This is a genomic window from Pseudomonas sp. MIL9 (genome assembly GCF_016887925.1).
GTDB classification, from domain to species: domain Bacteria; phylum Pseudomonadota; class Gammaproteobacteria; order Pseudomonadales; family Pseudomonadaceae; genus Aquipseudomonas; species Aquipseudomonas mohnii.
On sequence record NZ_JAFEHE010000023.1, the window covers coordinates 186,426 to 211,286 of the forward strand.

20 protein-coding genes are annotated in these 24,861 nt (G+C 60.7%); 7 read left to right on the top strand and 13 right to left on the bottom strand.

Translation table 11 applies throughout. From position 1 onward, the window contains the following. Positions 1-14: 14 nt before the first annotated feature. The gene (gene purL, locus JQF37_RS23595) at positions 15-3,911 is read right to left on the bottom strand and encodes a phosphoribosylformylglycinamidine synthase (protein ID WP_130207484.1); all 3,897 of its coding nucleotides are present in this window, start codon (positions 3,909-3,911) and stop codon (positions 15-17) included. A 286-nt stretch (positions 3,912-4,197) separates the two neighbouring features. On the opposite strand from purL, the gene mltF reads away from it, so the two are divergent. Continuing rightward, entirely contained in the window at positions 4,198-5,658 is a 1,461-nt protein-coding gene (gene mltF / locus JQF37_RS23600) for a membrane-bound lytic murein transglycosylase MltF (protein ID WP_130207482.1), read from the top strand. Between the two features lie 126 nt (positions 5,659-5,784). On the opposite strand, the gene pdxJ is transcribed toward mltF, so the two are convergent. The 8 genes from pdxJ to lptF all read right to left on the bottom strand — a co-directional run bounded on the left by pdxJ (position 5,785) and on the right by lptF (position 14,170). Further along, positions 5,785-6,531, bottom strand: coding sequence for a pyridoxine 5'-phosphate synthase (gene pdxJ / locus JQF37_RS23605; protein WP_047538133.1), 747 nt, complete (start codon positions 6,529-6,531; stop codon positions 5,785-5,787). Between the two features lie 51 nt (positions 6,532-6,582). Further along, a complete protein-coding gene (recO, locus tag JQF37_RS23610; protein ID WP_090467302.1) occupies positions 6,583-7,266 on the bottom strand; it encodes a DNA repair protein RecO in 684 nt (227 codons plus the stop codon). A 131-nt stretch (positions 7,267-7,397) separates the two neighbouring features. Then, on the bottom strand, positions 7,398-8,300 hold the full coding sequence (gene era / locus JQF37_RS23615) for a GTPase Era (RefSeq protein WP_047538131.1): 903 nt from the start codon (positions 8,298-8,300) through the stop codon (positions 7,398-7,400). Then, positions 8,293-8,982, bottom strand: a complete 690-nt coding sequence (gene rnc, locus JQF37_RS23620) for a ribonuclease III (RefSeq protein ID WP_018927089.1) — start codon at positions 8,980-8,982, stop codon at positions 8,293-8,295. Before rnc ends, era begins: the two co-directional genes overlap by 8 nt. A 184-nt stretch (positions 8,983-9,166) precedes the next feature. Next, positions 9,167-10,021: a signal peptidase I gene (gene lepB / locus JQF37_RS23625; protein ID WP_130207480.1), complete on the bottom strand. Its 855-nt coding sequence runs from the start codon at positions 10,019-10,021 to the stop codon at positions 9,167-9,169. Between the two features lie 5 nt (positions 10,022-10,026). Beyond that, a complete protein-coding gene (lepA, locus tag JQF37_RS23630) occupies positions 10,027-11,826 on the bottom strand; it encodes a translation elongation factor 4 (RefSeq protein WP_130207478.1) in 1,800 nt (599 codons plus the stop codon). A 171-nt stretch (positions 11,827-11,997) separates the two neighbouring features. Next, a complete protein-coding gene (lptG, locus tag JQF37_RS23635) occupies positions 11,998-13,059 on the bottom strand; it encodes an LPS export ABC transporter permease LptG (protein WP_130207476.1) in 1,062 nt (353 codons plus the stop codon). After that, positions 13,052-14,170, bottom strand: coding sequence for an LPS export ABC transporter permease LptF (gene lptF, locus JQF37_RS23640; protein WP_130207474.1), 1,119 nt, complete (start codon positions 14,168-14,170; stop codon positions 13,052-13,054). Before lptF ends, lptG begins: the two co-directional genes overlap by 8 nt. 406 nt (positions 14,171-14,576) lie before the next feature. Here lptF and JQF37_RS23645 point away from each other — a divergent pair, with 406 nt between their 5' ends. From JQF37_RS23645 to JQF37_RS23655, 3 genes are read left to right on the top strand one after another with little or no spacing between them, the layout of a single operon-like run. After that, positions 14,577-16,067 (top strand): leucyl aminopeptidase, encoded by a 1,491-nt coding sequence (locus tag JQF37_RS23645; protein WP_130207472.1) that lies wholly within the window; start codon positions 14,577-14,579, stop codon positions 16,065-16,067. Between the two features lie 59 nt (positions 16,068-16,126). Then, a complete protein-coding gene (locus tag JQF37_RS23650; protein ID WP_130207470.1) occupies positions 16,127-16,555 on the top strand; it encodes a DNA polymerase III subunit chi in 429 nt (142 codons plus the stop codon). An 8-nt stretch (positions 16,556-16,563) separates the two neighbouring features. Further along, a complete protein-coding gene (locus tag JQF37_RS23655) occupies positions 16,564-16,953 on the top strand; it encodes a hypothetical protein (RefSeq protein WP_047538121.1) in 390 nt (129 codons plus the stop codon). 136 nt (positions 16,954-17,089) lie between these two features. On the opposite strand, the gene JQF37_RS23660 is transcribed toward JQF37_RS23655, so the two are convergent. Beyond that, positions 17,090-17,857, bottom strand: coding sequence for a sulfite exporter TauE/SafE family protein (locus tag JQF37_RS23660; RefSeq protein ID WP_130207468.1), 768 nt, complete (start codon positions 17,855-17,857; stop codon positions 17,090-17,092). 187 nt (positions 17,858-18,044) lie between these two features. On the opposite strand from JQF37_RS23660, the gene xseA reads away from it, so the two are divergent. Beyond that, positions 18,045-19,424: an exodeoxyribonuclease VII large subunit gene (xseA, locus tag JQF37_RS23665; protein ID WP_130207466.1), complete on the top strand. Its 1,380-nt coding sequence runs from the start codon at positions 18,045-18,047 to the stop codon at positions 19,422-19,424. Between the two features lie 3 nt (positions 19,425-19,427). Then, on the top strand, positions 19,428-20,249 hold the full coding sequence (locus JQF37_RS23670) for a M23 family metallopeptidase (protein WP_103405816.1): 822 nt from the start codon (positions 19,428-19,430) through the stop codon (positions 20,247-20,249). Between the two features lie 30 nt (positions 20,250-20,279). On the opposite strand, the gene JQF37_RS23675 is transcribed toward JQF37_RS23670, so the two are convergent. Then, on the bottom strand, positions 20,280-20,636 hold the full coding sequence (locus JQF37_RS23675) for a hypothetical protein (RefSeq protein ID WP_047539337.1): 357 nt from the start codon (positions 20,634-20,636) through the stop codon (positions 20,280-20,282). A 388-nt stretch (positions 20,637-21,024) separates the two neighbouring features. Here JQF37_RS23675 and leuA point away from each other — a divergent pair, with 388 nt between their 5' ends. Then, on the top strand, positions 21,025-22,704 hold the full coding sequence (leuA, locus tag JQF37_RS23680) for a 2-isopropylmalate synthase (protein WP_047538113.1): 1,680 nt from the start codon (positions 21,025-21,027) through the stop codon (positions 22,702-22,704). 202 nt (positions 22,705-22,906) lie between these two features. On the opposite strand, the gene JQF37_RS23685 is transcribed toward leuA, so the two are convergent. Together JQF37_RS23685 and JQF37_RS23690 are read right to left on the bottom strand one after the other, a co-directional pair. Next, positions 22,907-23,698 (bottom strand): amidohydrolase, encoded by a 792-nt coding sequence (locus JQF37_RS23685; RefSeq protein ID WP_130207462.1) that lies wholly within the window; start codon positions 23,696-23,698, stop codon positions 22,907-22,909. Then, positions 23,686-24,834: a pyridoxal phosphate-dependent aminotransferase gene (locus JQF37_RS23690; RefSeq protein WP_130207460.1), complete on the bottom strand. Its 1,149-nt coding sequence runs from the start codon at positions 24,832-24,834 to the stop codon at positions 23,686-23,688. Before JQF37_RS23690 ends, JQF37_RS23685 begins: the two co-directional genes overlap by 13 nt. Between the last annotated feature and the right edge of the window lie 27 nt (positions 24,835-24,861).

Below are 24,861 nucleotides of genomic sequence, written 5' to 3' on the forward strand. Positions count from 1 at the left end.
GAGTCCACCCGCTCTTAGTTCACCCACACACGAGCATTACGGAACATGCGCATCCAAGGAGCGTCTTCGTTCCAGTCTTCCGAACGCCACGAGTTCTGCACGGCGCGGAACACACGCTCCGGGTGCGGCATCATGATGGTCACGCGACCGTCGCGGCTGGTCAAACCGGTGATCCCGCGCGGCGAACCGTTCGGGTTGGCCGGGTAGGTTTCGGTGACCTTGCCGTGGTTGTCGACGAAACGCATCGCCACACAACCGGACAGATCGGCTTCCAGCAGTGCTTCTTCGCTGGAGAATTCGGCATGACCTTCGCCATGCGCGATGGCGATCGGCATGCGCGAACCGGCCATGCCTTGCAGGAAGATCGAGTTCGACTCCTGGATCTGCACCATCGCCACGCGCGCTTCGAATTGCTCGGAGCGGTTACGCACGAAGTGCGGCCAGAACTCGCTGCCCGGAATCAGCTCGTGCAGGTTGGACATCATCTGGCAACCGTTGCACACGCCCAGGGTGAAGCTGTCGTTACGCTCGAAGAAGCCCTGGAACGCATCGCGGGCACGGCTGTTGAACAGGGCCGACTTGGCCCAGCCTTCACCGGCACCCAGTACGTCGCCGTACGAGAAGCCGCCGCAGGCGACCAGGCCCTTGAACTCGTTCAGGTCGACACGGCCGGCCAGAATGTCGCTCATGTGCACGTCGATCGCGCTGAAGCCGGCACGGTCGAACGCCGCCGCCATCTCCACCTGACCGTTGACGCCCTGCTCACGCAGCACGGCAACCTGTGGGCGAATGCCTTTCTTGATGTAAGGCGCGGCGATGTCCTGGTTGACGTCGAAGCTGAGCTTGACGCTCAGGCCCGGGTTGTCTTCTTCCAGGATCACGTCGAACTCCTGCTCGGCGCAGTCGGCGTTATCACGCAGGCGCTGGATCTGGTAGCTGGTCTCGGCCCACTGGCGTTGCAGCAAGCGGCGTTGACCTTCGAACACGGTGTCGCCGTTGAAGACGATGTCGATCTGACCGTTGTTGATCGGCTGGCCGATCACCGCCACGCAATCAGCCAAACCCGCCGCACTGAATTGTGCGAGTACGCTTGGCGTCGCGTCCTGACGCACCTGGATCACTGCGCCCAGTTCTTCGTTGAACAGGATGCCGTTGATCTCGGAGGCATCCTCGGCAACGCTGTCGAGCACCAGGTTCAGGCCGCAGTGACCGGCAAAGGCCATCTCGACCACGCTGGTCAGCAGACCACCGTCGGAACGGTCGTGGTAAGCCAGCAGGTGACCGTCGGCGTTGAGGCCCTGGATCACGGCGAAGAACGCTTTCAGGTCTTCGGCGTCATCGACGTCCGGGGCCTGCTTGCCCAGCTTGCCGTGGGTCTGGGCGAGGATCGAGGCGCCCATGCGGTTCTGGCCGCGGCCCAGGTCGATCAGGATCAGGTCGGTGGTGCCCTTGTCCATGCGCAGTTGCGGGGTCAGGGTCTGACGGATGTCGGTCACTGGCGCGAAACCGGTCACGATCAGGGACATCGGCGAAGTGACAGCCTTGTCCACGCCTTCATCGTTCCAGCGCGTGGCCATGGACATCGAGTCCTTGCCCACCGGAATGGTGATGCCCAGCTCAGGGCACAGCTCCATGCCGACCGCTTTCACGGTGTCGTACAGACGCGCGTCTTCGCCCGGGTGACCGGCAGCCGACATCCAGTTTGCCGACAGCTTGATGTCGGATATCTTGGCAATGCGCGAGGCCGCGATGTTGGTCAGGGTTTCGCCGATGGCCATGCGGCCCGACGCCGGAGCGTCCAGCAGCGCCAGCGGAGTGCGCTCGCCCATGGCCATGGCTTCACCGGTGTAGACGTCGAAGCTGGTGGCGGTGACGGCAACGTCGGCCACCGGAACCTGCCACGGGCCGACCATCTGGTCACGGGCCACGAGGCCAGTGATGGTACGGTCGCCGATGGTGATCAGGAAGCTCTTGCTGGCCACGGCCGGGTGATGCAGTACGCGCTCGACGCACTCGCCGATGTCGAGGGTCGACGGATCGAAATCGTCGCCCAGCTCGTTTTCACGCACCACCGAGCGGTGCATGCGCGGGGCCTTGCCCAGCAGCACTTCGAGCGGCATGTCCACCGGGCTGTTGCCGAAGTGGCTGTCGGTGACAGTCAACTGCGGCTCGGCAGTGGCTTCGCCGACCACGGCGAACGGGCAACGCTCGCGTTCGCAGATCGCCTTGAAGCGCTCGAAATCAGCCGGGCCGACTGCCAGAACGTAACGTTCCTGGGATTCGTTGGACCAGATTTCGTGCGGGGCCATGCCCGGCTCGTCGTTTGGAATGTTACGCAGTTCGAAACGGCCACCACGGTCGCCGTCGTTGACCAGTTCCGGGAAGGCGTTGGACAGACCGCCCGCACCCACGTCGTGGATGAAGCTGATCGGGTTCTTGTCGCCCAGTTGCCAGCAACGGTCGATGACTTCCTGGCAGCGACGCTCCATCTCAGGGTTTTCACGCTGTACGGAAGCGAAGTCCAGGTCCGCCGAACTGGTGCCGGTGGCCATGGAGGAAGCCGCGCCGCCGCCCAGACCGATCAGCATCGCCGGGCCGCCGAGCACGATCAGCTTGGAGCCAACGAGGATTTCGCCTTTCTTGACGTGTTCTTCACGGATGTTGCCCATGCCGCCGGCCAGCATGATCGGCTTGTGGTAACCGCGAACCTCATCACCGTGCGGGGTGGAGATGGATTGTTCGAAGGTCCGGAAGTAACCGGTCAGTGCCGGACGGCCGAATTCGTTGTTGAACGCCGCGCCGCCCAGTGGGCCTTCGATCATGATGTCCAGGGCGGTAACGATGCGCTCAGGCTTGCCGTATGGCACTTCCCATGGCTGTTCGAAGCCCGGGATCTGCAGGTTCGATACGGTGAAGCCGGTCAGGCCAGCCTTCGGCTTGGCGCCGCGACCGGTTGCACCTTCGTCACGGATCTCGCCACCGGAACCGGTGGACGCGCCCGGGAACGGGGCAATCGCGGTCGGGTGGTTGTGGGTCTCGACTTTCATCAGGATGTGCACCGGCTCCTGCACCGCGCCGTACTGGCGGGTTTCAGGATCCGGGAAGAAACGACCGGCCACGGAGCCGACGATCACCGATGCGTTGTCCTTGTAAGCCGACAGAACGCCTTCGCTGTGCATCACGTAGGTGTTCTTGATCATGCCGAACAGGCTTTTTTCCTGGCTCTCGCCGTCGATATCCCAACTGGCGTTGAAAATCTTGTGACGGCAATGCTCGGAGTTGGCCTGGGCGAACATCATCAGTTCGATGTCGTGCGGGTTGCGCTTCAAGCCGACGAATGCGTTGACCAGGTAGTCGATCTCGTCTTCCGCCAGGGCCAGGCCCAGCTCGGTGTTGGCTTTTTCCAGCGCGGCGCGGCCGCCACCCAACACGTCGATCGCGGTCAGGGGCTTGGGTTCGGCGTGGCTGAACAGGCCAGCAGCCTGTTCGAGGTTGCCCAGGACGATCTGGGTCATGCGGTCGTGCAGCACATCGGCAATCAGCTGTGCATCTGCGTCGCTGAACTGGCCGGCAACGTAGAACGCAATGCCGCGCTCCAGGCGCTGGATCTTGGTCAGCCCGCAATTGCGAGCGATGTCGCTGGCCTTGCTCGACCATGGCGAAATGGTGCCAAACCGCGGCAACACCAGAAACAGACGACCGGTCGGCTCCTGGACCGGAACGCTTGGACCGTATTTCAGAAGGCGCGCAAGCACCTGCTGTTCGTCGCCGGTCAGGACGCCGGTAACTTCGGCGAAGTGAGCGAATTCAGCATACAGGCCACTGACAGCCGGGACCTTCTGGCTCAGTTGCTCAAGGAGTTTGCTGTGGCGAAAGGCAGAAAGGGCAGGAGCGCCGCGCAGGATCAACATCTTCGGGACAGCCTCGGGAAGGGGTGTGCTTTGAGGCCGTGCATTCTAGCCTAAACAGCCCGCGACATCACCCGAAACGCTACGCGCGGTTGCACCCGGACGTCGGAGCGGGTGTCCGACCGAAAAACCGGCGCCGATCGGGGCGCTCGGCTCGAGTTATTTTGACGGGTGCAAAATCGGGTTATAGCCCATTCCTGCGGGCTCCAAGTGGGTTTTTCGCCTTCTAGCAGACAAGCCCTTTGCTGTCGAGATATGGCGCTCGTGGTCCTTTGCGTATACTGCGCAAATGTTTTTCCCAACGGCTTTGCGTCCGCGGTACGCCAAATGGCTGATCGCAACCGGACTCTTCCTGATGCTCAGTGGCTGTGTTGATAAACCCAACACACTGGAGCGCGTAAAGGAGGATGGCGTGCTGCGGGTGATCACCCGAAACAGCCCCGCCACCTACTTCCAGGATCGCAACGGTGAAACCGGCTTCGAATACGAGCTGGTGAAGCGCTTCGCCGACGATCTGGGGGTCGAACTCAAGATCGAGACCGCCGACAACCTCGACGACCTGTTCAACGAGGTGGGCAAACCCAAAGGCCCGGTATTGGCCGCCGCGGGGCTGGTCAGCAGCGAAGCGCGTAAAAAGCAGGTGCGATTTTCCCACTCCTATCTGGAAGTGACCCCACAGATCATCTATCGCAACGGCCAGTCGCGCCCGACCGAAGCGAAAGATCTGGTGGGCAAGAAGATCATGGTGCTCAAGGGCAGCACCCACGCCGAACAACTGGCGCAGCTGAAAAAGCAATTTCCCGGCATTGAATACGAAGAGTCCGACGCCGTTGAAGTCGTCGACCTGCTGCGCATGGTCGATGAGGGGCAGATCGACCTGACCCTGGTGGACTCCAACGAAGTCGCGATGAACCAGGTCTACTTCACCAATATCCGGGTCGCCTTTGACCTCGGTGACGCCAGCAACCAGAGCTGGGCGGTGGCGGCCGGGGATGACAACAGCCTGCTCAACGAGATCAACGCCTACCTCGACAAGGTCAAGAAAAACGGCACCCTGCAACGCCTCAAGGACCGCTATTACGGGCATGTCGACGTCCTTGGCTATATGGGCGCCACCACCTTCGCCCAACACTTGCAGCAACGCCTGCCCAAGTACGAACAGCACTTCAAGGCCTATGCCAAGAAAGAGAAAGTCGACTGGCGCCTGCTGGCGGCCATCGGCTATCAGGAATCGTTGTGGCAACCGGCCGTCACGTCCAAAACCGGCGTGCGCGGCCTGATGATGCTGACCCAGAACACCGCGCAGGCCATGGGCGTGTCCAACCGCCTCGACCCCAAGCAGAGCATCATGGGCGGCGCCAAGTACCTGGCTTACATGAAGGATCAACTGGACGAGTCGATCCAGGAACCGGATCGCACCTGGTTTGCCCTGGCGGCCTACAACGTCGGCAGCGGCCACCTGGATGACGCCCGCAAACTGGCAACGCGCGAAGGCCTGAATCCGGACAAGTGGCTGGACGTGAAGAAAATGCTGCCGCGGCTGTCCGAGAAGAAGTGGTACAGCAAAACCCGATACGGCTATGCCCGTGGCGGTGAGCCGGTGCATTTCGTGGCCAACATCCGCCGCTATTACGACATCCTGACCTGGGTCACTCAGCCGCAACTTGAAGGCGATCAAGTGGCCGAGGGCAAGTTGCTCGTGCCGGGGATCGACAAGACCAAGCCGGCTCCGGAACCGGCACCGCTTTAACAGCCCCCACCAAATAATTGTGGGAGGGAGCCTGCTCGCGATGGGGCCCCTTCAGTCACTTCAATTGTGCCTGTCAGGCCGTCATCGTGAGCAGGCTCGCTCCCACATCGGGTCTTGCGGCCGGCTTTAAGCCTTGGCGGCCGCCGCCAGAATCAGCGCCTTCATCTCCGAAACAGCCGACTTGAAGCCAACGAACAACGCATGGGCCACCAGCGCATGGCCGATGTTCAGCTCGTTGATACCTTTGATTGCCGCAACGGCTTCGACGTTGTGGTAATGCAGGCCATGGCCGGCGTTGACGATCAGGCCCTGGGCCAGACCAAACGCCACGCCATCGGCAACCCGCTTGAGTTCTTCAGCCACCTCGGCAGGCGTCTCGGCATCGGCGTAACGCCCGGTGTGCAGCTCGATGGCCGGCGCGCCCACACGACGGGACGCCTCGATCTGACGCTCATCGGCATCGATGAACAGCGACACTTCCGAGCCGATCTTCGACAGACGCTCCACCGCCGCCTTGATCCGGGCTTCCTGCCCCGCCACGTCCAGACCACCTTCCGTCGTCAGCTCCTGACGGGTTTCCGGCACCAGGCAAATGTGCGCCGGGCGAATCCGCTCGGCGAACGCCATCATTTCTTCGGTGACGCCCATCTCGAAGTTCATGCGGGTCTGCAGCACGTCCTTGAGCAGCAACACATCGCGCTCCTGGATGTGGCGACGGTCTTCACGCAAGTGCACGGTAATGCCATCGGCGCCCGCCTCTTCCGCATCCAGTGCTGCCTTCACCGGGTCCGGGTAGCGAGTGCCCCGGGCCTGACGCAAGGTGGCAACGTGGTCGATATTCACGCCAAGAAGAATGCGGGTGCTGGTGGTCACGGAAGCGCTCCAGAAGAAGAGAAAGTTCGGTGCACAGCATACATGGGGAATTTACGGTTTTCGAAACAACTCTCGGGAAACCAGCGGCCGACCGCCCAAATGAACGGCCAGCGCCTGCCGCATCAAGCGCTTGGCCGCCGACAAGGCACCCGGCGCGCTCCAGTCAGCATCGGCCATGGCCAGCAATTCCGTGCCATTGAACAGGCCCGGTTGCAACAGATAGACCCGCTCCAGCCCCGCATCCACTTGCAAGCGATAGAGGCCGTCCGGCGCGATGGGGGCGTCGTGGATGTCAGTGATCAGAGAAAAGCCGTAACCGAGGTCATCGAGCAGCCGCCATTCGAATGAGCGCAGCAGCGGTTCCAGCGGACGACCTTCAGCCAGGGCCAGCAGGGTGGCGGCGTAATGATCGAATACGGCGGGATGCGGATCTTCGGCGGGCAGCAGGCGAATCAGCAACTCATTGAGATAAAGGCCACTGAACAGGGCTTCTCCGTTGAGCCAGGTGGAAACGCCGGCGCTTTCCATGCGCCCCACGTTTTTGAGCTCGCCTCGCCCCCGAAACTCCACTTCCAGTGGTACGAATGGCCGTGCCAGCGTCCCGGCCTTGCCTCGCGCACTGCGCAATACGGCCCGCAGCCGACCTTGCGGCGTGAGGAAGTCCACCAGCGCACTGCTTTCGCGGTAGGCGCGGGAGTGGAGGACGTAGGCGGGTTGGCCAATTGGCTGGGACATGGAGTTCTCAGTGACCTGTAGGAGCGAGCCTGCTCGCGATGGACTTGAAAGCGCCGCGTTCATTCAGAAAGCCTGCGTTATCGTTTTCCACCATCGCGAGCAGGCTCGCTCCTACAGGGGGCAGCGCCGTATTACAGGTCGCCGTAACCCAGCGAACGCAAGGCGCGTTCGTCGTCGGACCAGCCGCCCTTCACCTTGACCCAAAGGTTGAGCATGATCTTGGAGTCGAACAGCAGCTCCATGTCCTTGCGCGCCTCGGTGCCGATACGCTTGATGCGCTCGCCCTTGTCGCCAATGATGATTTTCTTCTGGCCGTCACGTTCGACGAGGATCAACGCATGAATGTGCAGGGTTTTCCCCTGCTGCTTGAACTCTTCGATTTCGACGGTGATCTGGTATGGCAGCTCGGCCCCCATCTGGCGCATGATTTTTTCACGCACCAGCTCAGCGGCAAGGAAACGGCTGCTGCGGTCGGTGATCTGGTCTTCCGGGAAGAAGTGATCGTTTTCCGGCAGATGCCCGGCAATCACCCGTTCCAGCGCGTCGAGGTTGTGCCCGTGCTGGGCCGAGATCGGGATGATCTGCGCGTTCGGCAACTGTTCCTGCAACCAGGACAGGTGCGGCATCAGCTCCGCCTTGTCTTCGATGCGGTCGGTCTTGTTCAGCGCCACGATCAGCGGGCCGGTCACGTATTGCACGCGCTCGAGGACCATCTGGTCTTCTTCGGTCCACTTGGTGCGGTCGACCACGAAAATCACCACGTCGACGTCTTTCAACGCCGCCGATGCGGTCTTGTTCATGTAGCGGTTCAGGGCTTTCTCGCCCCCCTTGTGCATGCCAGGGGTGTCGACATAGATGGCCTGCACATCGCCTTCGGTCTTGATACCGAGCATGTTGTGACGGGTGGTTTGCGGCTTGCGCGAGGTGATCGCCAGTTTCTGACCCAGGATGTGGTTCAGCAACGTGGACTTGCCCACGTTCGGACGGCCGACGATGGCAACATAGCCACAGCGCGTTGCAGTTGTATCAGTCATTGCCATTCTCCACACCCAGGGCAATCAGTGCTGCGGCGGCCGCTACCTGTTCGGCAATGCGACGGCTCACACCCTGACCTCGGCTTTTTTCATTCAGTAAGATGATTTCGCATTCGACGAAGAACGTCCGGCAATGCGGCTCACCCTGGATATCCACCACTTCGTAACGCGGCAGCTCGCAACCACGGGACTGCAGAAACTCCTGCAGGCGGGTTTTTGGGTCCTTGTTGGTGTCGACCAGTGTCAGGCCTTCGAACTCGCCAGCCAGCCAGGCCAGCACGCGTTCGCGCGCCACTTCCATGCCGGCATCGAGGTAGATCGCACCGATCAGCGCTTCCAGGGCATCGGCCAGAATCGACTCGCGACGGAAACCGCCGCTCTTCAATTCGCCGGAGCCCAGGCGCAGGTATTCGCCCAGATCGAAACCACGGGCCAGTACGGCCAGGGTCTCACCTTTCACCAGACGGGCACGCAAACGCGACAACTGGCCTTCGCGGGCCAGCGGGAAGCGATCGAACAATGCCTCGCCAGCCACGAAGTTGAGAATGGCATCACCGAGGAACTCCAGGCGCTCGTTGTTGCGCCCGGCAAAGCTGCGGTGAGTCAGGGCCAGGACCATCAGTTCCTGATCCTTGAAGGTGTAACCGAGCTGGCGCTCGAGACGGCTTAAAGAGACGCTCACGGTTTACCCACGCTGAGTTCGTGGTTGGATTCCACCGCCATCGCCGGGGTTCGGCGCAGGCTTGGGACAATTAACGCTGTGTTCAAAAATAACGTCCTGAATATCGTTGTTTTCATGCTGCCGGTGTCGATTGTGTCGACTCCAGAAATGCATTCGGCGCTGTGTTCAACAGCGCCGTGTTTGATTACTTGATCAGGCCAACCCGCGAGAAATTCGGCAGGTGACTGAGTTTGGGTTCCGGCCAGCTCATCCAGACTGCAAAGGCCTTGCCGACGATATTCTTGTCGGGAACCATGCCCAGCAGATCCTTGGGAATGCTCGGATCATCCCAGTAACGACTGTCGTTCGAATTGTCGCGGTTGTCGCCCATCATGAAGTAGTGCCCGGCAGGTACGGTCCATGAACGGTCCGGCGTAGCGCGGTAGCGACTCATTTCCTTGCGGATCAGGTGCTCGGCGGCGCCCAGTTTTTCCTTGTAGAGCTCGGCGCTCCCCAAGGTGCCCGGCTCGGAGCCGACCAGTTGCTCGGCGATCGATTCACCGTTGACGAACAGGCGCTTGTCAGCGGTGTAACGAACCTGATCACCCGGCAGACCGACTACACGCTTGATGTAGTTGACGTTTGGATCGCTCGGATAGCGGAACACCATCACATCGCCGCGTTGTGGCTCACCGACTTCAATGACTTTCTTGTCGATCACCGGCAAGCGGATCCCGTAGGAAAACTTGCTCACCAGGATGAAATCGCCGACGTCCAGGGTCGGTTTCATCGAGCCGGAAGGGATCTGGAACGGTTCCACCAGGAACGAACGCAGCACCAGCACGATGAACAACACCGGGAAGAACGACTTGCCGTATTCGACCAGCAGCGGTTCTTTGTTCAGTTTCTCGACCACCATCACATCAGGCTGGCTCACGCTGCCCTGATAGGAGGCAATGGCGGCACGCCGACGCGGCGCCAGGAAAAGCAGATCGAGCAACGCCAACAAGCCGCAGACGAATACGGCGATGACCAGCAACAGCGGGAAATTTAGTGACATAGGACCTAACTATCCAACCTGAGCACTGCAAGGAAGGCTTCTTGTGGAATTTCCACGTTACCGACCTGCTTCATGCGTTTTTTACCGGCCTTTTGCTTTTCCAGCAGTTTTTTCTTACGGCTAACGTCACCGCCGTAGCATTTGGCCAATACGTTCTTTCTGAGTGCCTTGACGGTTGTCCGCGCCACAATCTGACCGCCAATGGCGGCCTGGATTGCCACGTCGAACATCTGCCGCGGAATCAGGTCTTTCATCTTCTCGGTCAACTGGCGACCTTTGTAGTGCGCGTTGTCCTTGTGCACGATCAGCGCCAGGGCGTCGACCTTGTCGCCGTTGATCAGCACATCCAGTTTCACCAGATTAGCCGATTGGTAACGGTCGAAATGGTAATCCAGCGAAGCATAGCCGCGGCTGGTGGACTTCAAGCGGTCGAAGAAGTCCAGGACCACTTCGTTCATCGGCAGATCGTAGGTCACCTGGACCTGGGTACCGAGGAACAGCATGTCATGCTGAATGCCGCGTTTCTCGATGCACAGGGTAATGACGTTGCCCAGGTGCTCCTGCGGCACAAGAATATTGGCCCGCACGATCGGCTCGCGCATGTCTTCGATGGAAGACAGGTCCGGCAGCTTCGACGGGTTATCGACGTAGATCGTTTCGCCGGTCTTGAGCAGCAGCTCGAAAATTACCGTTGGCGCGGTGGTGATCAGGTCCAGGTCGTACTCGCGCTCCAGGCGCTCCTGGATGATTTCCATGTGCAGCATGCCGAGGAAACCGCAACGGAAGCCGAAGCCCAGGGCGTCGGAGCTTTCCGGTGTGTATTGCAGCGACGAGTCGTTCAGGGTGAGCTTTTGCAGCGCCTCACGGAAGTCTTCGAAGTCGTCGGAGCTGACCGGGAACAGACCGGCATAGACCTGAGGCTGAATGCGTTTGAAACCTGGCAACACATCGACGTCCGGCGTCGAGCTCAAGGTCAGGGTATCGCCCACTGGCGCACCGTGAATGTCCTTGATGCCGGCGATGATGAAGCCCACTTCACCGGCTTTCAGGTCAACGGTAGCGGTGTGTTTGGGATTGAAGACACCGACGCTGTCCACCAGGTGGATCTTGCCGGTGGACTTGACCAGAATCTTGTCGCCCTTCTTCACACGGCCATGGCGTACGCGCACCAGGGACACAACGCCCAGGTAGTTGTCGAACCAGGAGTCGATGATCAACGCTTGCAGCGGATCTTCGATGTTGCCGGTCGGCGCCGGAATGGTGGTTACCAGGCGCTCGAGCACTTCATCGACGCCCAGACCGGTCTTGGCACTGCAAGTGACCGCGTCGGTGGCATCGATGCCGATGATTTTTTCGATTTCTTCTTTAACGCGGTCCGGATCGGCCTGTGGCAGGTCGATCTTGTTCAGCACCGGCATCACTTCCAGGCCCTGCTCGATCGCCGTGTAGCAGTTGGCTACCGACTGCGCCTCGACACCCTGACCGGCATCGACCACCAGCAACGCGCCTTCACAGGCCGCCAGCGAGCGGCTGACTTCGTAGGTGAAGTCAACGTGGCCGGGGGTATCAATGAAGTTCAACTGATAGGTGATGCCATCACGGGCCTTGTAATACAGGGTAACGCTATGCGCCTTGATGGTGATGCCGCGTTCACGCTCAAGGTCCATGGAGTCGAGGACCTGGGCTTCCATTTCACGCTCGGCCAGGCCGCCGCACATCTGGATGAAGCGATCGGCCAGCGTCGACTTGCCATGGTCAATGTGGGCGATGATGGAGAAATTGCGGATATGACTCAAATCACTCACGGATCAACACTCAAAAAGGCTGCAGGCATAGCCCGCCGAAAAATAGCCGGGAATTGTACCTGATCCACGGCGCAAGCGTCACGTTCGCAGGTCAGACGGCCAGTACAAAAACGCCCCGGTCTTGCGACAGGGGCGTTTTTTATGACCAAAGAAGCCGGGAACGCCCCGCCATCAACCGGCGCGACGCAACAACCACAGCCCGGCCAAGGCGCAGATACCGGCCGGCACCAGCACCGCAAACAACGGCGAGAAACCGAACACCAGGCTCGAAGGGCCCAGCAAATCCTGGGCAATGCGGAAAGTGAAGCCCACCAGCACGCCGGTAAACACCCGCTGACCCAGGGTCACCGAACGCAACGGACCGAAAATGAAGGAAATCGCCATCAGCACCAGCGCGGCAGTCACCAACGGTTGCAACACCTTGATCCAAAATGCCAGCCAGTAACGACCATTGTTCAGGCCCTGGTCCGCCAGATAGTGGATATACCCCCACAGACCGCTGATCGACAGCGACTCGGGTGTCATCACCACGGTATTGAGCAATTGCGGGCTCAATGCCACGTCCCAGCGTTCCACGGGTGCAGTCACCACCTCAGAGCTTTTATCGTGGAACAGCGTGGTGGTGACATCGGTCAACTGCCAGTGCTCCTTGTCGAACTCTGCGCGCTTGGCGAAGCTGGCGGACAACATGTGCCGCTCGGCGTCAAAGCGATAACGGGTCACACCGTACAAAATGCCATTGGGCTGAACGGAGTTGATGTGGATGAACTCATCGCCCTGACGGTGCCACATGCCGTGCTTGGCACTTTGCGCGTCGCCACCGCCCTGGGCCAGCGAACGATTGGCTTGCGCGATGTTTTCGCTGACAGGGGCGACGTACTCGCCGATCAGCACGCCGGCAAGCATCAGCACCAGCATGGGCTTCATGACCGCCCAGACGATTCGTCCGATCGACACGCCGGCCGCGCGCATGATGGTCAACTCGCTGTTGCTGGCCAGGCTGCCGAGGCCGATCAGGCAACCGATCAACGCCGCCATCGGCAACATCTCGTAAAGCCGGCGCGGTGCCGTCAGCAGCACATAACTCGCGACATCGGTCAGGGTGTAGGTATCGCTGATCTCGCCCATTTCGTCGATGAACGCAAACAACGTCGCCAGCCCCAGGATGATCCCCAGCACGGCCAGGATCGCAATGAGTACGCTGCTACCAATGTAGCGGTCGAGCTTAACCACGGGCCACCTCCAGCGCGCTGCGGCGACTCGCCATTTTCAAGCGCAGGGGTTCCCAGTAAAGCAGGCCCAGGCCGATGACCAGGAAGATGGCATGCACCCACCACAAGCCCAACGCCACCGGGATCTTGCCCTTGTCGAGGGCGCCGCGTGCGGCAATCAGCAGGGTCAGGTAAGCCATATAAAGAAGAATCGCCGGCAACAATTTGAGGAAGCGCCCCTGGCGCGGATTGACTCGCGACAGCGGCACCGCCATCAGGGTCACGATGAAGACCAGCAAAGGCAAGGACAGGCGCCACTCAAGTTCGGCGCGCATACGCAAGTCATCGCTATGGATCAAGACACTGGTGCTCAGCGCATCACGGTCGGTGACTTCGTCACTGACATCCGGCTTGGGCAGCAATACACCGTACTCGTCGTACTTGATCGCACGATAGTCGGCCTGCCCCGGATTACCGTCGTAACGGTAGCCATTGTCGAGGATCAGGTAGCGATTACCATCAGGCTTGATTTCCTGCCGGCCCTTTTCGGCCACCAGCACGGAAATCCCGCGATCTTTCCCGTCGGATGAGGCGTTCTTTTGCGAGATGAATACGCCGCCCAGGTTGATACGATCATCGGACAACTGCTCGGTGTAGGTCACCCGGGTACCGTCGCGCAACGCCTGAAAGCGCCCCGGCTCCAGGGTATCGAACTCGGTCAGGGCATCTTGCTTGTTCAGCAGCAACTGGAACTGATTGGCACCTTGTGGCGCCAGGCTCAGGCTCAGCCACGCCACGATCAGCGCCACCAGCGTGGCCGGAAAAAGGGTCATGACGAACAGACGCTGCTGGCTCATGCCGGTAGCCGAAAGCACGGTCATCTCGCTTTCCAGATACAGCCGGCCATACGCCAACAGAATCCCCAGGAACAGCCCCAATGGCAGGATCAGTTGCAGGAATCCCGGCAGGCGGAAGCCCATGATCAGAAACAGTGAACCCGGATCCAGAAGGCCCGAAGCCGCCTGGGCGAGGTATTTGATGAAGCGTCCGCTCATGATGATGACCAGCAGCACGGCGCTGACGGCGCTCAAGGTCAACAGGACTTCGCGGGATAGGTAACGGAAGACGATCAAACCAGACACTCCAGGATTGTCAGGCGAAGGCAGCCAAACAAACAAACATATCAGGCAACCCGCAGAGCAGAGCCGCCGAAAAAGATGGCGCATTATCCTGTGATTGGGTGCGCCTGTCACTGCGCAATGCATGGAAGCGCCTGCAGGACCGAGCCTCCTCGCGAAGGGCGACACCTAATCGCGCGAAGCCTGAAACCCCGCCGCAGCCTCAAGTTCTTCGCGAGCAGGCTCGCTCCGACAATCGTACAACCGAGGGTTGTCAGGCGCCTCCAGCGAGGTTCAAACTGCGGCCTTCGTCGCCGGTCGGTACTGGCGCCTTACTATTACTTTCTATTTAGATGCAGGCAGGCGACGCACATACGGTGTCGAGCGCTTGCGAGTTGACCATCAATTCAGGGACCCGGACATGGAACTGGTTGTAAAGAGCGTTAACCCGGAAACGTTGAAAACCGCCACGCTGGTGGTCGCCGTCGGTGAAGGCCGCAAACTCGGCGTCGCCGCCAAACAACTCGACGAACTCAGCGGCGGTGCGATCAGCGCCGTGCTCAAGCGTGGCGACCTGGCCGGCAAGGTCGGGCAGAGCCTGCTGCTGCACAGCCTGCCAAACCTCAAGGCCGAGCGCGTGCTGCTGGTGGGCGTGGGTAAAGATGAAGAACTGGGCGACCGCCCGTTCCGCAAAATCATCGCCGGCGTACTCAATACCCTCAAAGGCCTGGGCGGCAGTGATGCGGTCCTGGCCCTGGACGAAATCGTGGTCAAGGGCCGCGACAGCTACGGCAAGACCCGCCTGCTGGCCGAAACCCTGGTGGACGGCGAATACCAGTTCGATCAGTTCAAGAGCCAGAAAGCCGAACCACGCGCCCTGAAGAAAGTCACCCTGCTGACCATCAAGGCCGCCCAGGCTGAAGTGCAACGCGCCGTGACCCACGCCACCGCCATCGCCAACGGCATGGCCTTCACTCGCGACCTGGGCAACTTGCCGCCTAACATCTGCCACCCGACGTTCCTCGGTGAGCAAGCGAAAAACCTCGGCAAAGAATTCAAGGACCTGAAAGTCGAAGTCTTCGACGAGAAGAAGATCAAGGCACTGGGCATGGGCTCGTTCTATGCCGTTGGCCAGGGCAGCGCCCAACCACCGCGCCTGATCGTCATGCAATACAACGGCGGCAAGAAATCCGAGAAGCCCTACGCCCTGGTCGGCAAAGGCATCACCTTCGACACCGGCGGTATCAGCCTCAAGCCAGGCGCCGGCATGGACGAAATGAAATATGACATGGGTGGCTCTGCCAGCGTGTTCGGCACCCTGCGTGCGGTACTCGAGCTGAAATTGCCAATCAACCTGGTGTGCATCCTGGCTTGCGCCGAGAACATGCCGAGCGGCAACGCTTCTCGCCCGGGCGATATCGTCACCACCATGAGCGGCCAGACCGTGGAAATCCTCAACACCGACGCCGAAGGCCGTCTGGTGCTGTGCGATGCCCTGACCTACTCCGAGCGCTTCAAGCCGCAAGCCGTCATCGACATCGCCACCCTGACCGGCGCTTGCGTGGTTGCCCTGGGCTCCCACACTTCGGGCCTGCTGGGCAACAACGATGAACTGATCGGCCAACTGCTCAGCGCCGGCAAGGCAGCCGACGACCGCGCCTGGCAACTGCCGCTGTTCGATGAGTACCAGGAGCAACTCGACAGCCCGTTCGCCGACATCGCCAACATCGGCGGCCCGAAAGCCGGCACCATCACCGCAGCCTGCTTCCTGTCGCGCTTCACCAAGAACCTGAACTGGGCGCACCTGGACATCGCCGGCACCGCCTGGACCAGCGGCGGCAAGGACAAGGGCGCCACTGGCCGTCCGGTTCCCTTGCTGACCCAATACCTGCTGGACCGCGCCAAAGCCTGAAACCGATGATCCCGGGCGGCGTTGCTTGCCAGTGACGCCGCCCCGGCTCAGGAACCGCAATGACCAAAGTCGACTTCTATATCCTGCCCAGCGCCGATCCTTCGGCACGCCTGGATTTCGCCTGCAAGCTCACTGAGAAAGCCTGGCGCATGGGGCACCGCATCTACCTGCATTGCAGCGATGCCTCCCAACGCGACGATCTCGACGCACGCTTATGGGCGTTCAAAGGCGAAAGTTTCGTGCCCCACGGCCCCGCCGAAAGCGAACCGGACAGCCTGATCGTCCTGGGCCTTGGCGAAGACTGCGGTCAGCACCAGGATCTGCTGGTCAATCTCGACCTGAAAGTGCCGGCCTTTGCCCAGCGCTTTTCCCGCGTGGCAGAAGTGGTGGTGGAAGACCCGGTGATTCGCCAGGCCGCGCGGGAGAGTTTCCGTTTCTACCGCGAACAGGGCTATCCTCTGCAAGATCACCGTTTACAGCGACTCTGAGCATTCCGATGGACACTCCAAAACCACTGCAAAAGTCCGTGCACCTGCTGGACGACCTTGAGTCGATCCGCCAACTGCTCGGCGATGACAACCTGCAACCACCGCTGCTGACCGACACGGTCGAAGAAGGTGAACAGGAACAGATTCCGATGCTGTTCGATACCGTCAGCGCCCCCGCGCCGACCGTCGAACCGAAAGCGCCCGCGCCAGCCGCCGAACCGGCGCCGAGCGCCAGCAAGGGCGCCGACGCCCTGCTGTACCTCGACAGCGAACTGCGTGCCGCCGCGCAATTGATCATGCAGGATGTGATCGACGACTTCGCGCCGCACATCGAAACCGAAATCAAACGCCGCTTGAATGCGCGGATGGAACGGTTGCTGAGCCAGTACAACGATTGATTAACGTGCGCCAAGCGCGCTTCTGTGGGAGCGAGCCTGCTCGCGATAGCGTACGAACCGACTCGATGTTGAATGTGACGACCTTATCGCGAGCAGGCTCGCTCCCACACAAAACATCACGCCACTGATTGACTTTTCAGGTGCTGAGGTAGCGTCCGATCAGCGCGATCCCGCTCGCCAGCACCAACCAGGTCACCAACCGCACGAAGGCCTCGCGAGACAGGCGCATCGTCAGCCCTCGACCGATCCACAGCCCCAGCGCCATCGCCGGCAACAAGCACAGCGCCAGTACCAACAATGGCAGCTCGGCGTATACCCCCGCCACCACGAAGAGACTCAAGCGCACCACCGTGCTGCAACTGATCAGCGCGCTCTGCGTCGCCCGCGCTTCGTCCTTGGGCAGCCGACTGTTCAAATAGATCGCATACAAAAAGCCGCCACTGCCAAACAACGCGCCGAACATCCCGCCCACCGCCCCCATCGGCAGTGCCCACACGGCAGACAATTGCGCTGGCCGGGCTTTGACCCACAGGTTGTAGATCGCATAGACGCTGATAAACAACCCCATCAACAGCAATAACAGATCGGATTTCAGGTTCAGCAAAAAAATCACGCCCAGCGTGCAACCCACCGCCATGCAGGGCAGCAAACGCAACAACTCCGGTTTGGCGACGTTGCGCCGCGAAGGCAACAGATTGCCGAATGCCGCGACAAAATCCAGCAACACCAGCAAGGGCACGATTTTCGACAGCGGCATGAACAGAATCAGAACCGGCCCAGCCACCAACGCGGTGCCGAAACCGGCGATGCCAAAGACGATATAAGCCAGGGCGATACCGCCCCCGATCACCAGCCATTCCATGACGCCGAATGACCATTGGTTTAACAACTCAAGCACATCCATTCCCCTGTCTTCCTTGATTACGGCTGACAACTTTAACGTTTTGCTCGCGACGACGTCTTGAAATTCACCGACGATACCGCCTGCCGGACCGCTATCGCGAGCCAGCTCACTCCCACAAACAGCCTCCAACAACTGATTTGTGCGGGGTCATAGAGATTGGTCACCGAATGCCTTTATCATGCGCCCCATGATTAAAGATCCCTTTGCAAGACTCGGCCTGGACCGTGAAGTCCTGACCGTCAGCCAGCTCAACGGCCGAGCACGGGTGCTGCTCGAAGACGTGTTCAGCAACATCTGGGTCGAAGGCGAAATCTCCAACCTGGCCCGCCCGGCGTCCGGCCACGTGTACTTCACGCTCAAGGACAGCGGTGCCCAGGTGCGTTGCGCGCTGTTCCGGCAGAACGCGGCGCGGGTACGACAAGCGTTGAAAGACGGCCTGGCCGTCAAGGTACGCGGCAAGGTCTCGCTGTTCGAGGGGCGCGGGGACTACCAACTGATCCTCGACACCGTGGAACCTGCCGGCGATGGCGCGTTGCGGCTGGCTTTCGATGCGCTGAAGGAAAAACTCAGCGCCGAAGGCCTGTTCAGTGCCGAGCGCAAGGTACCGCTGCCGGCCCATCCACAACGGATCGGCATCATCAGTTCACCCACCGGCGCGGTGATCCGCGACATCATCAGCGTGTTCCGCCGTCGCGCACCTCAGATACAACTGACGCTGATCCCTACGGCCGTTCAGGGCCGCGAAGCCACCGCGCAAATTGTCCGCGCGCTGAAACTGGCCGATGCCCGCGGCTTCGACGCCTTGATCCTGGCCCGTGGCGGCGGCTCGCTGGAAGACCTCTGGTGCTTCAACGAAGAAGCCGTGGCCCGCGCGGTGGACGCCTGCGTAACGCCGATCGTCAGCGCCGTCGGCCATGAAACCGATGTGTCGATCAGTGATTTCGTCGCCGACGTACGCGCTCCGACGCCATCCGCCGCCGCTGAATTGCTCGCGCCGGACTCCAGCGATCTGGTCCGTCGGGTCGAAAGCCTGCACCGACGGCTGGTGATGCGCATGCGCGACCGTTTGATGCGCGACCGCCTGCGCCTCGAAGGCATCTCCCGGCGCCTGCGTCACCCCGGCGAACGCCTGCGCCAGCAAGCGCAACGCCTGGATGATCTGGACATGCGCATGCGTCGCGCCTTCGAACGCAGCCTCAACACTCGACGTGAACGGCTGATCCGCCTGGAAACCCGCCTGGCCGGGCAACATCCCGGTCGGCAACTGGCGTTGTTGCGCCAGCGCCTCGACAGTCTCGCCGAACGCCTGCCCCGCGCCATGCGCGAGGGCCTGAAAAACCGTCGCCTGCAGTTGCAAAGCCAAATGCAGACCCTGCATGTGGTCAGCCCCCTGGCGACGCTGGGCCGCGGCTACAGCATTTTGCTCGACGAGCGCGGCAACGCGATTCGCAACGCCGCGCAAACCCATAACGGTCAACGTCTGAAAGCCAGACTGGGCGAAGGCGAGCTGCAAGTGCGGGTCGAAGACAATCACCTGACGCCTGTCACCCTTTCATTACTGGATTGACCCATGCCGCGCCTTTTAGCTTCTCTGCTATTGCTGTGCCTGACCCTCAACGCCCACGCCGACAGCTACATCACACGACTGTTGAACAAACCAGTGCCCGGCGGCGTCGCGGTGGTGGATCTGGGCACCTCCGCGCAAGCGCCGAAAGCGAGCTATCAGGGCAAACCGGTACTGGTGGTCAAGGAGCAGAACAATTGGCTGGCCATCGTCGGCGTACCGCTGACCGTTAAACCGGGCGCCCAGTCCATCAGCAGCGGCGGCCGTACGCTGAGCTTCACCGTGGGCCAGAAGAAATACCCGGAACAACGCATCACCTTGAAGAACACGCAGCAGGTCAACCCTGACCCGGAAAACCTCAAGCGCATCGAACGCGAGCTGGCAGAGCAGATTGCCGCCTATCGTACGTTCAGCCCGAATACCCCCAGCAACCTGCTGTTGGACAAACCGGTCAATGGGCCGCTGTCGAGCAAGTTCGGGGTGCGCCGGTTTTTTAATGGTGAAGAGCGTAATCCCCACGCAGGCCTGGACTTCGCAGTGCCAGCCGGCACACCGATCAAGACCCCGGCCGCTGGCAAGGTGATTCTGATCGGCAATTACTTCTTCAACGGCAACACCGTGTTTGTCGACCATGGCCAAGGCTTCATCAGCATGTTCTGCCACATGTCGAAAATCGATGTGAAGGTCGGTCAGCCATTGGCGCGCGGTGATGTGGTCGGCAAGGTCGGTTCGACCGGTCGGGCGACCGGGCCGCATATGCACTGGAACGTCAGCCTGAACGACGCGCGGGTAGATCCGGCGATTTTCATCGGGGCGTTTCAGCCTTAAGTCTGCGGGTGGCGGCATCACCGATGCCGCTTACTCAGCGTCCAGGTCTTCTATCCCGTGGGCTTCCCGGTCGGCCAGGCAGTGCTTGATCCATTCCCGGGTTTCCTCCGAGAACCCGGTCAGCTCTTCAGCCGTGACCAGCTCACGGGCGCATAGCCCGAGCAAGTGAGAACGCGCTTCATGCCGCGAGAACCTGAATACCCCAAACGCCCAGTACAACTCCTTTTGACCGGCCTGGAGCAATTCCTCGCTCGCCTCTATCCGCTCATAAGGTGAGAGGTTTTTATCCAGCACTGTCTTTTCGACATCCGCCATGATCCGCACGCACATCCGCTCATGGGCGACCGGACGCAACACGCAATAGAGCTTCCAATCGGACTCGTTCATCGCCGACTCCTGCTTGTCAGTCGAGGCTGTAAGCATAGCTGCACGGGCACGGCCCGATGCCAAAAGCCTCGATTGCGCATCACTCAAACCCTGCGCAAGCAACTGAACAATCAGAGCCATTCAGCACAATAAAATCTCGATAAATACATAGACACGAGTATTCCTCTCAATTTTTTTCGACTGCTTGCCATCTTTCCCCCCCGCGGTTAGGGTTGAAGGCATGAAAACTCCTCACACCCTCATCCAGCTTCGCCAGCACCGCAGCCTGTGCCTTGTCAGCGCACGACTGCCGGGCTGATCGCGGTGCCTCGTCTCACGCCTTACCCCCAGAACATTTGATCCACCGGCTGGCCGCCTTTTTTCGGCCTACACAATAAGGATTACTCCGATGAGCATGCTCAAAGACCCGTCTTCGAAATACCGCGCGTTCCCGACCATCGACATCCCGGACCGTACCTGGCCGTCGAAAACCATCACTGCCGCGCCGATCTGGTGCAGTTCCGACCTGCGTGACGGCAACCAGTCGCTGATCGAGCCGATGGACGCCGTCAAGAAGCTGCGCTTCTGGAAAACCCTGGTGCAGGTGGGCGTGAAAGAAATCGAAGCATCGTTCCCGGCCGCTTCGCAAACCGACTTCGACTTCGTGCGCACCCTGATCGAAGGCAACCACATCCCGGACGACACCACCATCCAGGTGCTGACCCAGGGCCGTGAAGACCTGATCGAGCGCACCTTCGAATCCCTTCGCGGGGCGAAGAAAGCCATCGTTCACCTGTACAACGCGACCTCCCCTTCCTTCCGCCGCATTGTCTTCAACCAGGACAAGGACGGCGTCAAGGCCATCGCCGTGAACGCCGCCAAGCTGTTCGTCAAATACGCGGCCATGCAGCCGGACACCGAGTGGACCTTCGAATACTCGCCGGAAACCTTCAGCGCCACCGAACTGGAGTTCGCCAAGGAAGTCTGCGACGCAGTAATCGAAGTCTGGAACCCGACGCCCGAGCACAAGATGATCCTCAACCTGCCGGCCACCGTGGAATGCGCGACCCCGAACATCTATGCCGACCAGATTGAATGGTTCGGCCGTCACATCAACCGTCGTGACAGCGTGATCATCAGCCTGCACACCCACAACGACCGTGGCACCGGCGTGGCCGCCACCGAACTGGGCCTGATGGCCGGCGCTGACCGCGTCGAAGGCTGCCTGTTCGGCAACGGCGAGCGCACCGGTAACGTTGACCTGGTGACCGTCGCCCTGAACATGTACACCCAGGGTCTCGACCCTCAACTGGACTTCTCCGACATCGACGGCGTGCGCAAAGTCGTTGAAGAGTGCAACCAGATCCAGGTGCACCCACGTCACCCGTACGTCGGCGACCTGGTCCACACGGCGTTCTCCGGCTCCCACCAGGATGCCATCCGCAAGGGCTTCGCCCAGCAGAAACCGGACGCGCTGTGGGAAGTGCCGTACTTGCCGATCGACCCGGCCGACATCGGCCGCAGCTACGAAGCGGTCATCCGCGTCAACAGCCAGTCGGGCAAGGGCGGTATCGCCTACCTGCTGGAACAGGAATACGGCATCAGCCTGCCGCGTCGCATGCAGATCGAGTTCAGCCAGGTCGTGCAGCGTGAGACCGATCGCCTGGGCCTGGAAATGACAGCCCAGCAAATCCACGCCCTGCTGCACAGCGAGTATTTGCAAGCCAATACCCCGTACGCGCTGGTCAGCCATCGCCTGCAGGAAGAAAACGGCCACAGCGCCGTCGAAGTGGAAGTCGCCAGCCAAGGCCAGGGCGAAACCAACCTGCATTGGCGCGGCAAGGGCAATGGTGCCCTGGAAGCGCTGGTGGCCGGTTTGCCAGTCCCCGTGGAAATCATGGACTACAACGAGCACGCCATCGGCGCGGGCACCAATGCCAAGGCAGCGGCCTACATTGAACTGCGGGTGAATGGCGAGCGTGCGGTGCATGGCGTCGGCATCGACGAAAACATCACCACCGCCAGCTTCAAGGCCCTGTTCAGCGCGCTGAACCGCTCCCTGAGCCAGCCGGAAGCGAAAGCGGCGTAAGCCTGAGCTGTCATGCAAAAGGCCCCGGGGTGCGAACCTCGGGGCCTTTTTTTGCCTGCTGGTTTTGTGCTGTCTGAACCGGCCCCTTCGCGGGCAAGCCCGCTCCCACAGTTGACCGTTGTGAACTCAAATTTTGATTACACCCACATACCCTGTGGGAGCGGGCTTGCCCGCGAAGAGGCCAGGTCAGGCGACGACGAACTCAGGTGAACTCGAAAGTATCCGCATCCAGATTCGCCGGAAACCGCGTGCGATACGCCGCCAATTCCGCCGCATCCAGCACCACCTTGAACACCCCGTCAGCCTCACCGGCACTGAGCAGTGTCTCACCCTGGAAATCCAGCACCTGGCTGTCGCCGGTATACGCGAAGCCTTTGCCGTCCGTACCGACACGATTCACCGCCGCCACGTAGCACAGGTTTTCGATGGCCCGCGCCGGCAGCAAGCGGTTCCAGTGCTGGCGTCGTGCGCCCGGCCAGTTGGCGGTGTATAGCAACAGGTCAGTGTCCTGGGCATCGCGACTCCACACCGGGAAGCGCAGGTCGTAGCAAATCAACGGTCGCACGCGCCAGCCCTTGAGTTCGAACTGCACCTGACGCTCGCCGGGGGTGTAGTGGTGATGCTCGCCCGCCATGCGGAACAGGTGGCGTTTGTCATAGTGCAACACCTCACCGTCCGGCCGCGCCCACAACAGGCGATTGCGATGGCTGCCATCGGCCGCCTGAATGATGACGCTGCCCGTGATCACCGCGTCGAACTTCGCCGCCTGAGCCCGCAGCCATTTGCTGGTGGGGCCGTTTTCCGCTTCAGCGAGGGTCTCGGATTCCATCGAGAATCCGGTGGTGAACATCTCTGGCAGGATAATCAGGTCAGCGCCCTGGGCCTGTTCCAGCAGCGATTCGAAATGCTCCAGGTTGGCCTTGCGGTCATGCCAGGCCAGGGAAGTCTGGATCAGTGCGATGTTCAGATTCGCAAGCACACTCAGATCACGCATAGTTTTTCCGCTGCTTCACGCAGGGTCTCCTCACGTTTGGCAAAGCACAGTCGCACCAGGCGCTGGCCTTCGGGTGGCGTCTGGTAGAACACCGAGATCGGAATACTTGCCACACCCTGTTCGCGGGTCATCCACAGGGCCATTTCGACGTCATTGAGGTCCGGACGGATCTGCGAGTAATCGACCAGCTGGAAATAAGTGCCGGTCACCCGGGTGAAACTGAAACGCGACGGTGCGAGCAAATCGCAGAACAGATCACGCTTGGCCTGATAGAAACCCGGCAGCTCTTCGATGTGCTCCGGATGCTCGGCCATGTAATCGGCCAAGGCGTATTGCAGTGGCGTAACACCGCAGAAACTGACGTACTGATGCACCTTGCGCAGCTCTGCAGTCAGGGCCGGCGGCGCGACGACATAACCGGTTTTCCAGCCGGTGACGTGATAAGTCTTGCCGAATGAGCTGACCACGAATGCACGCTGATACAGCTCTTCATGGGCCAGCACGCTGACGTGTGGCACGCCGTCGTACACCAGGTGTTCGTAGACCTCGTCGCTGACGAGGTAGATGTCGCGATCTCGAATCAGCGCCGCCAACTGATCCAGCTCGGCGCGACTGATCAAGGCACCACTGGGGTTGTGCGGGGTATTGAGAATGATCATTCGCGTACGCGGGCTCAGCGCAGCGGCGAGCTTGTCGAAGTCGATGCTGAAATCGTCCAGCCCCAGCTGTACGTGAACACAACGACCACCCGCCAACTCAACCGAAGGCTCGTAACTGTCATAAGCCGGATCGAACACGATGACTTCGTCACCGCTGTGGATAACCGCCTGGATGGCGCAGAAAATGGCCTGGGTCGCGCCGGGAGTGACGGTCACTTCGCTATCGACATCCACCTGAACGCCATAGCTGCGAGCAATTTTGGCAGCAATCTGCTGACGCAGTACCGGCAGGCCCGTCATTGGTGAATACTGGTTGTGGCCATTGGCAATATGCCGACCGACCGCGTCGCACAGGGCTTGCGGAGCATCGAAATCGGGAAAACCCTGGGACAGGTTGAGCGCCCCGGTCTGCGCCGCGAGCTGAGACATCTGAGTGAAAATAGTGATGCCGACATTCGGCAGCTTGCTGGTGATCATCGGTGGGCCCCTGCAGGTGAGCTGCAA

Excerpts from the sequence above, each read along its gene's own strand:
- JQF37_RS23685 (WP_130207462.1), bottom strand. The coding sequence starts at position 23,698 with ATGCGTGATCTGAGTGTGCTTGCGAATCTGAACATCGCACTGATCCAG.
- JQF37_RS23670 (WP_103405816.1), top strand. The coding sequence starts at position 19,428 with ATGCCGCGCCTTTTAGCTTCTCTGCTATTGCTGTGCCTGACCCTCAAC.
- JQF37_RS23655 (WP_047538121.1), top strand. The coding sequence starts at position 16,564 with ATGGACACTCCAAAACCACTGCAAAAGTCCGTGCACCTGCTGGACGAC.
- JQF37_RS23675 (WP_047539337.1), bottom strand. The coding sequence starts at position 20,636 with ATGAACGAGTCCGATTGGAAGCTCTATTGCGTGTTGCGTCCGGTCGCC.
- mltF (WP_130207482.1), top strand. The coding sequence starts at position 4,198 with ATGTTTTTCCCAACGGCTTTGCGTCCGCGGTACGCCAAATGGCTGATC.
- recO (WP_090467302.1), bottom strand. The coding sequence starts at position 7,266 with ATGTCCCAGCCAATTGGCCAACCCGCCTACGTCCTCCACTCCCGCGCC.
- leuA (WP_047538113.1), top strand. The coding sequence starts at position 21,025 with ATGAGCATGCTCAAAGACCCGTCTTCGAAATACCGCGCGTTCCCGACC.
- xseA (WP_130207466.1), top strand. The coding sequence starts at position 18,045 with ATGATTAAAGATCCCTTTGCAAGACTCGGCCTGGACCGTGAAGTCCTG.
- era (WP_047538131.1), bottom strand. The coding sequence starts at position 8,300 with ATGACTGATACAACTGCAACGCGCTGTGGCTATGTTGCCATCGTCGGC.
- JQF37_RS23690 (WP_130207460.1), bottom strand. The coding sequence starts at position 24,834 with ATGATCACCAGCAAGCTGCCGAATGTCGGCATCACTATTTTCACTCAG.
- lepB (WP_130207480.1), bottom strand. The coding sequence starts at position 10,021 with ATGTCACTAAATTTCCCGCTGTTGCTGGTCATCGCCGTATTCGTCTGC.
- purL (WP_130207484.1), bottom strand. The coding sequence starts at position 3,911 with ATGTTGATCCTGCGCGGCGCTCCTGCCCTTTCTGCCTTTCGCCACAGC.
- JQF37_RS23650 (WP_130207470.1), top strand. The coding sequence starts at position 16,127 with ATGACCAAAGTCGACTTCTATATCCTGCCCAGCGCCGATCCTTCGGCA.
- JQF37_RS23660 (WP_130207468.1), bottom strand. The coding sequence starts at position 17,857 with ATGGATGTGCTTGAGTTGTTAAACCAATGGTCATTCGGCGTCATGGAA.
- JQF37_RS23645 (WP_130207472.1), top strand. The coding sequence starts at position 14,577 with ATGGAACTGGTTGTAAAGAGCGTTAACCCGGAAACGTTGAAAACCGCC.